Here is a 13,866-nt window from a genome sequence, read left to right on the forward strand (position 1 = left end):
AGGGAGAAGGTTGCTGCAGTGAGCACGTCCATCGTCGGTTTGTACGACCCCGCAGATGACAAGAGCAGTTGCGGGGTCGGGTTCATCACGCGCAAGGACGGCGTGCAGACCCACGATGTCCTGATCAAGGGCCGCGAAGCGCTCTGCTCGGTTCCGCACCGCGGCGGTATGTCCTCCGAGGGCGTCGGCGACGGCGGCGGCGTCTCGGTGGACCTCTCCCTCCGGTTCTTCCGCAAGGTAACCGGGCGCTCCGACCTTCGCGCCGGACGCTTCTGCGTCGGCAACTTCTTCCTTCCGGACGACGACGCCCAGCACGCTCGCGCTGCCGCCCTGGTCGAACGTGAACTTCTCGATCGCGGTTTCACCACTCTCGCAGTGCGCGACGTCCCGGTCGACAACTCGGCGATTCGGCCGGCCGCGATCGCGCATCAACTTCCGGTCAGGCAGTGGATTTTCGAGGTCCCCACTCCGCGTCCCGAGCCTGCGGTTGTCGATCGCCTCGTGCACGAAGCTCTGCTCGCCATCGAAGCCATCGCGTACAACACCCCTGCACTGCGCGGGTTGTACCCACTCTCGCTCAGCGCGCGAACTCAGGTTCTCAAGGGTCGCTTGAACTCCGACGAAGTGATCCCGTACTTCCGCGACCTGGTCGACCCCGATCACGCCGTGCACACGATGTACTTCCATACGCGGTTCTCGACCAACACGGACCCGCATCCCACGATGGCGCAGCCGTTCCGGTTCATGGCTCACAACGGAGAACTGAACACGGACAAGAAGAATCGGCTCTCCGAAGCTGCTGTCGCCAGTGCAAAACGACGTGCGATCGTCCGTCCGCCCGGCCAGTCCGACAGTTGCCGACTCGATCAGACCCTGGAAGCACGCGTCATCGAGGACAGTGTCGACCTGGTGACGGCTGTGGTCTCGATGATGCCGCCTGCCTGGGAAAACGACACCACCCTCTCCCCCGCAGTGCGTGCGATGTTCGAGTACTTCTCGCTGTACGAGGAGAAGAACGACGGACCGGCAGCGCTGGTGTTCGGCGACGGCACCATCATCGGTGCGCGCCTGGATCGCCTCGGTCTGCGTCCACTACGCACGATCGAGACGCACGACTACGTGTGCGCGTTCTCCGAAGCCGGACAGATCGCGTTCGCACCCGAGACGGTGATTCACCGTGGCCGCGTCGAGGCCGGCGGAATGTTGTACTTCGATCATCGCGATCGCCATACCTACACTGCCCGCGAAGCTCTGGAAAAGATTGCCGCTCAGCGCGATTACCAGTCGTTGCTGGAGCAATCGCGAATCCTGATCGAAGACATTCCCGCCGTGCCAGCGGAGAAGGTCAGCTCCCCGACCCGTTACAACGGCACCTTCGAGGTTCATCAGCGCTACATGGCGTACTCCCTGGATCAGGAAAGTTTCAAATTCCTGATGGATCCGATGCTCACGCACGGAGCCGAAAAGGTCTCCGCCATGGGTTACGGCAACGCCATCAACGCATTCAGCGACCGCGAAGGCGGCGTGGCACGTTACTTTTCGCAGCGATTCGCCCAGGTAACCAACCCTCCGCTCGACAGCATCCGTGAAGCGGACGGTATGACTCTCCGGGTTGCATTGGGTGCGAAGATGGCCCCCGGACAGGGCAAGCAGATCGTCATCGCCTCGCCGATCCTCGGGCACCTGGACATGCTCAAGATCCGCGAACAGAACCACACTCCGCACCGCCGCTTCGAAATGCTCTACCCCGCCGAGGGCGACGCGCAGGCAATGGTCGACGCGATGACCGCGCTCGGCGATGCTGTTGTCGCCTTCGCGGCCGAACAGGGCGGAATCGCAGTCCTGACCGACCGCCACGTATCTCACGAGCGCGCAACACTTCCCGCGATCATGGTCGTCGGAGCACTGAATCAGCGTCTCATCGACGCGGGCCTGCGATTGCGCGTCTCTCTCATCGTCGAGAGCGGCCAGATCGAGTCCTCCCACCACGTTGCCGCTGCGCTCGGATTCGGTGCTTCCGCTGTCTACCCCTTGTCCGTTCAGTTGCGAGCCGAGGAGAAGTTCGCTGCCGACCCGGATGCCGCGTTCCGACGCTTCGCGAAGGCCGCCGAGAAGTCCCTGATGAAGACGATGGGACGCGTCGGTCTGTGCACCGTCGAAAGCTACATCGGCGGAGAATTTTTCGAACCCAACTTCCTCGATACGTCCGACCCTGTTCTGCGCCAGTGGTTCCCCAACATGAAGTCACCGGTGGGTGGCGTCGGTTTCGAGACCGTCGCGGTGACCTCGAAGCAGTGGCACGAGCGTGCGAGCGCAGTCGGGGGCGAGAAGGATCTGCCACTGCTCGGCCTGTTCAAGGAGCGTGCAGACGGCGCAGGGCATTCGTTCGGTACCACCGCGGTCCGTAAGTACGTCGAACTCACCGAGGAGAAGATCGCGTTCGACAGTCCCTCCGGAACAGAACAATTCGAGGCTCTACGTCTACTGCCGCTCGGACGGCTCGACGACGCCTTCCGCCTCGACGCCGGGGCATACCGGGCGACGAGCTTCGACCGGTTGACCACCGAGCAGATCGACGACTTCGACATCACCGCCGGGTACCGGGACTTTTCCACTGTCATGGCTGCGGAACGATCGCGTCGTCCCGCCGCGTTGCGCGATGTCATCTCCGTGCCCGGTGATGTCACATTTGCGGTGACGACAGCCGAGTTCACCGACCAGATCAGCCGATTCTCGGTGCGCGGCAATAAGACGATCGTGATTCGTGGAATCCGGTGTGAATCTGCCGCGGACGGCCAGTACACACTTAGCCTGGACGGTCCACTGGCCGACGACACCGCTCGGGTGGTAGCACTCGGCGATGCTCTTTCCGTCGCCTTTGCCGACGACGTCACCATCGAGGCCACCGACCCGGATCTGGTGCTGAATGCAACCGGTATTGCGGCAGAGTTCCTTTCCAAGCTGAGGGTCGCACCGGCAGGTGTACCTCTCTCCGAGGTACAGAGTGCAAGCGACATCACCCCGAAGTTGGCGTCGGGTGCCATGAGCCATGGCGCACTGAACGCTCCGGCGCACGAAGCCGTCGCGCACGGCACGAACATGGTCGGTGCGATGTCCAACAGCGGCGAAGGCGGCGAACACCTTTCGCGCTACGACACGATTCGTGCATCGCGCATCAAGCAGTTTGCATCCGGACGCTTCGGAATCTGGGCGGGCTACCTCGCCGATCCGATGCTCGAAGAGATCGAGATCAAACTCGGCCAAGGCGCAAAACCCGGTGAGGGCGGGCAGCTTCCGGCCGCCAAGGTCACCGTCGACATCGCTGCCGCCCGCGGCGGAACGCCCGGGGTCGAACTGGTTTCGCCGCCGCCTCACCACGACACGTACTCCATCGAGGACCTCGCTCAGCTCATCCACGACTGCAAGGCAGCTCGCATTCGGGTGATCGTGAAGTTGGTGTCCTCGGAAGGAATCGGCACCATCGCCGTCGGTGTCGCCAAGGCCGGCGCCGACGTCATCAACGTCGCCGGAAATACCGGTGGCACCGGCGCCGCTTCGGTGACCAGCCTCAAGTACGCGGGCCGTGCGGCCGAGGTCGGTATCGCCGAGGTCCATCAAGCTCTGTGTGCCAACGGCCTTCGCCAGAAAGTCGTTCTGCGATGCTCGGGCGCGCATCAGACCGGCAGCGACATCATCACTTCCGCCCTACTCGGCGCAGACAGCTTCGAGTTCGGTACGTCGGCGCTGATGATGATGGGCTGCGTCATGGCCAAGAACTGCAACATCAAGTGCCCCGCCGGTCTGACCACCAACCCGGAACTGTTCGACGGCGATCCCCGCGCGATGGCGCAGTACCTTCTCAACATCGCTCACGAAACTCGGGAACTGCTCGCGAATCTGGGAATGCGATCCCTTCAGGAAGCGCGGGGTCGAACGGATCTCCTGCATCTGCTCGATCACCCGTCCATCGTCGGCAATCTGAAGCTGGACGCGATGTTCGAGTCCGCTCCGAACATCACCATCGACAATCCTGTGTACCTCGAACGTGAGTACGCGCTCGACGAGAAGATCATGGACGAGGTTCGTACGGTGTTCTTCAACCGTGGCGAGGCCTCGGTCGCCGTGTCCGGACCTGAATTCGCCGAAGGTGCACTGCACCTGGGTAACCGGAACAAGAGCGTCGGTGGTCAGTTGGCGATCGACCTCGAACGCGAGCTCAACTACGGAGCGCCCGGCCTTCTCGCTCCGGGAGTACTGACCGACGAGCGTGGGCGTCGCTACCTGGCGCCGGGCAGCGTGCGCGTCCTGACGACCGGATCTGCGGGCCTGTCGTTCGGCGCATTCTGCAACGACGGCATGCACCTGGAACACACCGGGACATGTAACGACGGCGTAGGAAAGAGCATGAGCGGCGGCGTGATTGCCGTGCGCAGCCCAGGCGGCGGCTCCAGTGACGCCGGTGGAAACGTGTTGATCGGCAACTTCGCGCTCTTCGGCGCCACCGGTGGACGAGTGTTCGTCGAAGGTGAAGCAGGCGATCGCTTCGCAGTTCGCAACTCCGGCGCCAGTGCTGTCGTAGAAGGTGTCGGAGACTTCGCCGGCGAGTACATGACTAACGGTGCTGTCGTGAATCTCGGCGAGTTCGGCAAGGGTGTCGGCAACGGCATGAGCGGCGGGTTCTTCTACCAGTACGACCCTCGCGGCGAACTGGCACTGCGAGCAAGTACGGATTCCGTACTGCTGGGTTCGATCACCGCTGCGACCGATCCTCTGGCCGCCGTCCACAACCACGCGGTACAACTCCTGCTCGAACTGCATGTGGAAGCAACGGGATCCGCGCTCGGAACCCGACTACTCGAGAACTGGGAAGTCGAACAGCACTCGTTCGTCTACGCCATGCCCAAGGCATTGATGCTTTACCAGGACAGCGATGCAATCCTGGCTGCGAAGTCGCACAAAGAGCTTCTCGAAGAATTGGCGTCCGCCATCGCAGCACGTCAGGTCCGCACGTTCAAACTCGCAGTGCGCGATGGGCGCCCTGCACTGAACGGAGCAGTCCCTGCCTACGGCGAGACCGATACGGCGACGATGTATGCGCTGCTCAGTGAGTACACCGTGCTTCACTTCGCGCAACAACTCGCCACCGCCCGCACGCCGGGTGCGTCCGGACCCGACGATCCAGCAGTGCAGAAGGCGGCCCGAAACCTGGTGCTGACCGAGGACTTCGCCCTCGTCCAGCACTTGGTCAAGTACTCGAAAGAGATTCTCGCCGGCTACGACGACGAACAGTTGGCTGCGTTGATTGCAGCCAAGCGCGTCGACGACTACAAACAGGCGCTGAGCCTGCGCAACGTGTTGGCCATGGACAGCCCGGCGACGTACGGGTGGATTCTGTTTCAAGACAACAAGAATCGGGACAAGCTCGGATCACTGCCGAACTTCGACGAACTGTTCGCTTCGCGCACGATCCCCGACCTGGTGTCCTGACCTCCTCCCCCGAACGTAGGTGAGCTTCAAAATGGAAATCCCGTACATCCCCGAATACGCACCGTTCAACGGCGACCAACGCGCGTGGCTTTCCGGATTCCTGGCCGGTCTACACTCACGAACTTTCATGCCCGGTCAAACCGGTGCTGCAACAGCGACAGTGGAGAGAACTGCCGGCGCAGCAGTGCACATCCTCTACGGAAGCCAGACCGGCAACGCGGAGTCCGTGGCCGAAGACGCGGCCGCAGCTGCTCGTGCCCACGGTCTCGAACCACTTGTCGCGAGTCTGGACACCGTGGATATCAATGCACTTTCCGCCATGCGCCGGGTGCTCGTCATCACCTCCACCTACGGCGAGGGCGAGATGCCCGACAACGCGCAGCTGTTCTGGGATGCAGTCGAATCCGAGAGCGCACCCAGATTGGACGGTCTCTACTTCGGCGTGCTCGCGCTCGGCGACACCAGCTACGACGGCTACTGCCAGTCGGGCAAGAACATCGACGCCCGCTTCGAAGCGCTCGGCGGGACCCGGGTTGTCGACCGCACCGATTGCGACGTCGACTACGAGGATCCGGCGGCCGAGTGGATCGTTCGGGCCGTCGCTGCGGTGGCCGGTGTCGACGGTGATGCGGGGGCCGCTGCCTCGCCGGTTGCGCCCGCTCAGACGAAGACCAAGTCCCAGTGGACTCGCAAGAACCCCTATCCTGCAACCGTCCTCGCCAACCGGCTGTTGTCCGGCGAGGACTCAGCCAAGGAAGTCCGCCACTTCACCTTTGCGCTCGGCGAGGACGGTCTGGACTACGAGGCCGGAGATGGATTGGGCATCCGCCCGATCAACGACCCCGCCCTCGTCGAGGCGATCATCCATCAGCTCGGTGTCAGCGGCGATTACGTGGTTACCGCGAAAGACGGCTCGTCCGCACCGTTGGACCAGGTGTTGACCAGCGACTACGAGATCTCCATTCCCTCGCGCGATTTGATCGAAGACATCGCCCGACGCAGCGGCGACGCCGAACTGCAGCACATTCTCGACACGGAAGATCGGGAAGCGCTCGATGCGTGGCTGTGGGGCAAGGACGTTCTCGATCTCCTCCAGTTGGACAACAGCATTCGCCTGAATCCCGAGGATCTGCTTACACTTCTTCGTCCGCTGCAACATCGGGTCTATTCGATCTCCTCCAGCCCGCTGGCCCACGACGGCACCGTCCATCTGACGGTAGCGAGTGTGCGCTACCGCTCGGGCGAGCGGGACCGCGGCGGCGTCTGCTCGACGTACCTGGCGGACCGCGTCGGCGAGGGAGATCGGGTCGGAGTTTTTGTCTCCAAGAACAATTCGTTCCGCCTACCTGCCGATGACACTACTCCCGTCGTGATGATCGGACCCGGCACCGGTATCGCACCCTTCCGCGCTTTCCTGCACGAGCGTCGCGCGCGCAACGCGTCGGGGCAGAATTGGCTCTTCTTCGGCGATCAGCATCAGTCGAGCGACTTCATCTACGAGGACGAGTTGAACGGGCTGACCCGTGACGGTGTCCTGACTCGCCTCGATCTGGCCTTCTCGCGCGATCAGTCCGAGAAGATCTACGTCCAGACTCGTATGCGCGAGCAGGGCCGAGACTTGTTCGACTGGCTCGAAAACGGTGCGCACGTGTACGTCTGCGGCGACGCCACTCGGATGGCAAAGGACGTCGACGACGCATTGCACGACGTGGTCGCGGAGCACGGCGGATTGGATGCGGACGCCGCCGAGGATTACGTCAACAACCTCAAACGATCGAAGCGGTACCTAAGGGATGTCTACTGAGATGTGCCCGCACCGTGGCGAATGTCGTTGCGCAGCTTTGGCACGCATGTCGGACCTGGACGCACTGCTTGCGCGTCCGGGGTTCCGTGGTGGACTGATCGACACCGCACCTGACGTAGTCGGCGAAATGTTGCCGCTCTTGGACGACACCGTAGCAATCACCGTCGCAGGCCCGGTGGCTGTCAACGACTCGGGCAAGTACTCCGTTCCGACAGTTCCCGGAGATCCGTTGGTCTGCACGCCCGGGCTCGTCTCTCTGCGTTTGAACGTTGCCTCCCTCGGCTCGGTGGTGACCACGGAAGCAGAGCAGCACATACCGCCGACGCTCCGCATTTTCGACATCCACGGATCAAGTTCACACACCACGTATTTGACCCCGGCCTCGGATCGTCTCGCCTTCGAAGCGATGCGAACTGCGCCGAGCACTGCGAGGGAAACAAGCCCTCCCATCCAGACGTCGAATACGCCCGCATTCTGGGCCGAAGCCGATCAGCTGACACAGCTCGACTTCATCCTCGCGGACGGCGGCAGCGAACGTCGTAGCGGCCTGGTCGCTCTGGGCGCCCTCGGTTACCGGCGAGTCGATCCTCACCTCGTGGCTGCCGGGATGGAGCACCTGTCCTACCACCAACTTCCCGTCACGACCGTCGTCGCCGGGAACGGATGCCTGCAGATCCACCGTGGTGACCTCGACGCCGCAGCCATGTTCGGGGGGACGCTGACTTTGGCGTCCGACACCTGCCGGACGATGATCGACCTGAATGGTGTCTCGGAGTGCTGGCTGACTCGCACCCACGGCGTTCACGGCCTGACCAGCTCGATCGAGATGTACGACTTCCGCCGCAAATGCGTGGCAGTCTTCACCCAAACGGGTCCAACCGAACCCGCAGTCATGGGCGTGTGGGAAGACGTCATGAGTTCCATCTCGGCCGCATCCTGACACCGACAGATGCTGTGCGAGTGTAAGAAATCGGCGTACGGCGATAACCACATGGAGCCATCGACCCCTAACCTTAGGTCTCGGTCATTTGTCGTGCCTGCACCCTGAAGCTGATTCAAGGAGTTATCCATGCCCCGCCCTCTCGTCGAACCGTCGCTGGTCCCGGCCTTGCGCCCGGCGCTGCCTGCATTGGCTGCCGGGGTCGTCGCGGCCGCAGCGTCGGGGGTCGCGATGCTCGGGGCGCTCTGGTGCGTCGTGCAACTCATCGGTGAACCGTCGATGAGCTGGGCCGGGTGGGCATGTGCGCTATGGCCCGTGGGCGTCGCGCTCGCTGCCACATCGTCGTGGCTCTCGCACCACGCGGAATCGCTTTTCGAGGCAAGGGTTCGCCGCCAACTCGCAGCTCATCTCGTTCGACTGCCCGCAAGCACACTGTCCCGCTACAGCGGAGACGCACTGCGGAGGCTCGTTTCGGACGACATCTCGGCGCTGCACCATATGACTGCGCACCTACCGGCAGAGTTCGCCACACTCATCGTGGTCCCCGCGGTCACGATCGCGGCGTTAGTTGCCTCAGCCGGCCCCGTGGCGCTTCTCGCTCTGGCTCCCGGCATCGTGGCAGCTCTGTTCTACCTGGTCGTGATCCCCCGAATGGCCGCTCGGCACAGCGCTGAAAGCGCAGATGTCATGGGCGACATCGTGACTGCCGTGGACGACTATGCCCGCGGCATCCGCGTCTGCCGGATCTACGGCGCGCAGACCGGCGCTGCCGCCGACTATGCAGAATCGACAGCACGGTTCACCCGGGGAATGCAGGAGCGCGTTCGACTCGTGGCTACCCCTGCGGCCGTCGCCGTTGCCCTCATGCAGGCGACGGCGACGTTCGCGATCGCCTATGCCGTCGGATTTCACTGGGATGCAACGACGTTGGCCGCCACCATTCTCTTCAGCCTCGCAATCGTGACACCGGCCCTGCGACTCGGGCACGGCCTCGACTACGTCGCGGCTGGACGCTCTGCTGCGGTCCGGCTCGCCACTGCCCTGAACGAACCCACTCTCCCTGCCGGTGAAGCACTCACCGTTCCGGCGGCGAGTCCCTCCGACCACCTGGAGATCGTCGACCTGACTGTCACGATCACGGACCGCAGAGTCGTCGACGGCGTCACGCATGCATTCCGCCCAGCCGCGATCACTGCGATCACGGGACCGAGTGGAGCGGGCAAGTCGACGCTCCTGAAAGCATTGGCCGGCTTCGAGATCCCGGAACTGGGTACCGTCCGCTACGCAGGTCGTAGCATCACCGCGATCGACGAGAACCTGCGGCCACCGTCCGTTCTGCTCACACCCCAGGGCGCAGACGTGTTACCTGCCACGGTGCGCGAGAACATCGCGCTGGCCGCCCCCGATGCAACGGACGCGGAATACACCGCCGCACTACGCCGGGCACAGATCGACGTCAGCCTCGACGCCCACGCCACTTCACTCTCCGGAGGAGAACGTCAGCGCGTCGGGATCGCTCGGGTGTTCCTCTCGCCCGCAGCAGTACTGCTGCTCGACGAGCCGACCAGTGCACTCGACGATCGGACAGCGGCAGAACTGCTGAAAGAACTGCGGCACCTCGCGCACGACGAAGGAAAGACGGTCGTGATCGTCACCCACGACCCCGCTCTTGCAGACGATGCCGACGATCGACTCGACCTCGGCGGTCGAAACCTGAACGAGGCTGCCTCGCACAATGCAGCCCTGACTGGAGCCGAATAATGAACAGCGCCAATGCAGCCCGACGACGCTTGATCACCATCGGACTCGGTTGGGTGTCCGTTGCTGTCCTCGAGGCGATCGCGTACACCACCCTCGCGCTCTCGATCGCTGATCACCGGTCGCCGGTTCTCGTCCTGGCCACGGCCACCATCGCTCTCTTCGTGACCGTCCTGGTCTCGCGGGGCGGTTACTTCACCGGGGCTCGACTCGTGGGCGATCTCTACGACGCTCTCGGCGACGCCTTCGCCCGTGCGAAACTGTCCTGGTTCACCGACGACAACCGGGCACTGCTCGCCACCGTCGCCGGGCGCGGAATCCCGTCGCTGATGAGTGTTCCCGCGCACCAACTTCAGACCTTCCTGGTTGCACCGCTGATCCCGCTGCTCCTGCTTCCTGGGATCGCGGTCGTCGCGGGGCCAGGCGTCATGCTGCTCGTCGGTGGACTGCTCGCCGTGTCGCTCGTCGCTCAGACGCTGGCCCAACGTGCGCTCAGCCGAGCGGACGAGCGCCGACACGAAGCCGAGCTCGCAGCAACTCAGTCGACACTCGAGCTCACCGACCACCTCGAATTACTGCGCACAGCAGCCGGTCCCACACGTTCCGTCGAACGAATCGAGCGAAGCTGGCGGAATCAGGAAGCCGCGCTTGCACGGACAAATCTCGCCGCGGCACCAGCGACATTCATCTCGGCGATCGCCACCGTTGTGCCGCTGGCAGGTGCAGTGATTTTCCTCGCCGCCACCGGATTCGACGATCCCGCAGCCGCTCTCGCGCTTGTCATCCTCACCGCCCGCGCCGCTGCGCCGCTCGACGAACTCGCCCTGGCCGGAATCGGAGTCAACGAGCTGCGCGCAACGGTTCGCGACTACCGCACAGCGACTTCGGCTCCCGCACTGGCCGAGCCCGCACCCTGGGACGCCGCGCGCCCTGTTGGAACGGACATCGAGGTCGCCGGGGTAGATCACGCTCCGGTTCTGCGTGGCATCACCGCGAAGATCCCCGCGGGTGAGCGAGTTCTCGTCGCAGGACGCTCGGGTACGGGGAAGAGCACACTTCTCGGGCTGCTCATGCGCTTCGACGATCCGGACCAAGGCAGCGTCACTCTGGGCGGAGTTTCACTGCGCGACTTGCCCTACGACGACCTGGCGGCACACATCGGCTACGTGCCGCAGGACCCACTCGTGTTCTCGGGCACCCTCGGGGAGAACATCGGACTTGGAAGACCGGGCGCTACCGAAACCGAGATCGAGGACGCCGCCAGGCGCGCTGCCCTCGGCGCCGTTCTCGACCGCTCGACGCTCGGCATTCATCAGGACATCGGACACCAGGGTGCCGCTCTCTCCGGTGGCGAACGTCAGCGGGTGGCGATCGCTCGCGCCTTCCTCAAAGACGCTCCCGTCCTGGTTCTCGACGAAGCCACCTCGGCCCTCGACGAGGCCACCGAGCGCCGTATCGCCGGCGCCGTGCGGGAATTGGCGGCCACCGTCTTCGTCGTCACCCACCGTGACCCCGCCATCTGGGAGCCCACCCGCACGATCACCCTCTGACATCGCTTGTCTTACACGCGTGGATACATTGCCGGTCCCGTCGCACCCAGGTGATGACCGCAGTCGGCGATTTCAGCTCAGCCGCTCGATGATGGTGACGTTCGCGGTCCCGCCACCCTCACACATGGTTTGGAGTCCGTACCGTCCATCAATGCGGTCCAACTCGTGCAACATCGTGGCGAACAACTTGGTGCCAGTGGCCCCAAGAGGGTGGCCCAATGCGATTCCACCACCGTTGGGATTGACCCGGGAGGGATCTGCACCCGTCTCGATCAACCAGCTCAGAACTACCGAAGCGAATGCCTCGTTCATTTCTACGGTATCCATCTGGCCGATCGCCATGCCGGATTTCGCCAGTGCATACTTCGTCGCGGGTATCGGCGCCGAGAGCTGCAGCATCGGATCGTCGCCGCGCACGCTCATATGATGAATGCGCGCACGTGGCTTCAATCCATGAACCTCGAGCGCCTTCTCGGAGACGATCAGGGCCGCTGATGCGCCGTCACAGATCTGCGAAGCCACAGCAGCCGTCAGCAACGAGCCATCCCTCAATGCGGGCAGTGCAGCCATCTGCTCCATGGATGTCTCTCGTGGGCATTCGTCAACGACGCATTGGCCCAATGACACTGTCTCACGCTCGAATCGGCCGTCTGTGATGGCAGCACGGGCACGCTGATGCGATTGCAGTGCCCATTCCTCCATGTCTTCACGGCTGATACCCCATTTCTTGGCAATCAGGTCGGCGCCGACGAACTGTGAGATTTCGGCCTCACCGAATCGTGCTGCCCACCCCCGGGACTTGCTGAAGGGCGTGTCGAATCCGTACTCGTTGCCGGCACGCATTGCCGCCGAGATAGGAATCGAGGACATGTTCTGCACACCGCCGACAAGCATCACATCTTGGGTCCCGCTCATGACCGCTTGCGCTGCGAAGTGGACGGCTTGCTGTGAAGATCCGCATTGTCTGTCGACTGTCGTTCCTGGGATGTCCAAGGGTAGGCCTGCTGAAAGCCAGGCGGTGCGGGCAATGTTGCCCGATTGCGGCCCGATAGCGTCGACACAACCGAAGATCACATCGTCGACGGCCATCGGGTCCAGTCGAGTGCGGTCGAGAATCGATGTGATCACGTGGGCCCCCATGTCCGCTGGGTGCTCTCCTGCGAGCGAGCCGTGCCGTTTACCCACCGGAGTGCGGAGCGCATCGACGACATAAGCCTGAGGTGCAACCATACGAACTCCTTCGAAATCGAGCTTTGTCGGGCTTTCGATGTCGCACACACTTTAGCGATCAAGCATTTGTTTGGTAGATGAAACGTGATTTCGAGACCCGCAGCCACCACCACAGGATTGGTCTCCGCACTTCTATCCAACGAAATCCACTGCTGTCGCAATCATTCGACAGTTCGAGGCTCGACCCCCAAACGCGACTTGGCTGCCCACGCCGCAGACCCCTCACGCCAGCGTGAAACGGCGAAAGATGGGAGAACAGCTGCGGGAGTGCATCTTCGAGCGGAACGAGCGCATCATCCATATCCATTGCCTTCCCTGAGAAATCGTTCAGCCCGCCTTGCGAACAACACCAGCTTTGTCGAGCTACACCGCAAGCCGGCTGGCCGATGGCTGGAAAGTTAGTACTTTCGGTGGAGCCCAGCATGATTGGGCTATTCACCGCCCAATACAGGCTTCGTATACCGATACGCGTTGCAAGACAACGATTCTACAAACGGTCACGCACTCAGCGATTCACGAACCGCCGCTGGCTCGAAAACTGGATCCCCTTGCGGTAATTGCGCTCCGGGTAGAGCATGGGCACCACACCGTCTTCGATTACCGGAGGTTACCGTGACGAATCTCGTACGCCGACTATCTGCCTGCGTATCCATAGTGGCCGTTTCGGTTCTCGCGCCCGCAGCCGTTGCCTCCGCTGCGGTCACCGTTCCGTTCCAGATCAACCCGGCGCCGTTCGGGAACCCAAACGGCAGCTTCGACGCACCCCCTGTCCACTGTGTGGCGGTAGTCGGCGAACAACCTGGCACGGTGACGATCACCGGCGCCAAAGACGAGCGGTGGGGTTGCATGCTTTCGACGGAAGTGCGCTGGATGAACCTCTCGACAGGAGCCTCCGGCTCCGGTCGGCTTTCTGGCGACAACCAAGGAACCCCGGGAGAGGCAACCCTGCAGACTGGAGCCGGGCAAGTTGCCGTCGCCATATTGCCTGCCGCCGGACCTGTCACCCCGGGTTTCGCAACCTTCTTCGTCCCATAGGCAACCCTCAAACCCGGGACACCTGCTGTACGAACGACCCGTCGCCACACAATCGTGTGGCG

General features: G+C 63.1%; 7 protein-coding genes. 6 read left to right on the plus strand and 1 reads right to left on the minus strand.

Features of this window, described 5'->3' with window-relative positions; translation table 11 throughout:
- The first annotated feature begins 18 nt into the window (after positions 1-18).
- The 5 genes from RHP72_RS27450 (at position 19) to RHP72_RS27470 (ending at position 11,539) form a co-directional block, all read left to right on the plus strand.
- The gene (locus tag RHP72_RS27450) at positions 19-5,487 is read left to right on the plus strand and encodes a glutamate synthase-related protein (protein ID WP_311094068.1); all 5,469 of its coding nucleotides are present in this window, start codon (positions 19-21) and stop codon (positions 5,485-5,487) included.
- Positions 5,488-5,518: 31 nt separating this feature from the next.
- A complete protein-coding gene (locus RHP72_RS27455; protein WP_058038397.1) occupies positions 5,519-7,291 on the plus strand; it encodes a sulfite reductase subunit alpha in 1,773 nt (590 codons plus the stop codon).
- Positions 7,292-7,337: 46 nt separating this feature from the next.
- Positions 7,338-8,231: a hypothetical protein gene (locus RHP72_RS27460; protein ID WP_058038398.1), complete on the plus strand. Its 894-nt coding sequence runs from the start codon at positions 7,338-7,340 to the stop codon at positions 8,229-8,231.
- Positions 8,232-8,360: 129 nt separating this feature from the next.
- Positions 8,361-9,992, plus strand: coding sequence for an ABC transporter ATP-binding protein (locus RHP72_RS27465; protein WP_311094070.1), 1,632 nt, complete (start codon positions 8,361-8,363; stop codon positions 9,990-9,992).
- The gene (locus tag RHP72_RS27470; protein WP_311094071.1) at positions 9,992-11,539 is read left to right on the plus strand and encodes an ABC transporter ATP-binding protein; all 1,548 of its coding nucleotides are present in this window, start codon (positions 9,992-9,994) and stop codon (positions 11,537-11,539) included. Before RHP72_RS27465 ends, RHP72_RS27470 begins: the two co-directional genes overlap by 1 nt.
- Before the next feature lie 72 nt (positions 11,540-11,611).
- On the opposite strand, the gene RHP72_RS27475 is transcribed toward RHP72_RS27470, so the two are convergent.
- Positions 11,612-12,769 (minus strand): acetyl-CoA C-acetyltransferase, encoded by a 1,158-nt coding sequence (locus RHP72_RS27475; RefSeq protein ID WP_311094072.1) that lies wholly within the window; start codon positions 12,767-12,769, stop codon positions 11,612-11,614.
- A gap of 654 nt (positions 12,770-13,423) precedes the next feature.
- Here RHP72_RS27475 and RHP72_RS27480 point away from each other — a divergent pair.
- Entirely contained in the window at positions 13,424-13,804 is a 381-nt protein-coding gene (locus RHP72_RS27480) for a hypothetical protein (protein ID WP_050655001.1), read from the plus strand.
- Positions 13,805-13,866 lie beyond the last annotated feature (62 nt).

Origin of the sequence: Rhodococcus sp. SG20037 (genome assembly GCF_031763325.1) — a bacterium.
Classification (GTDB): domain Bacteria; phylum Actinomycetota; class Actinomycetes; order Mycobacteriales; family Mycobacteriaceae; genus Rhodococcus_F; species Rhodococcus_F qingshengii.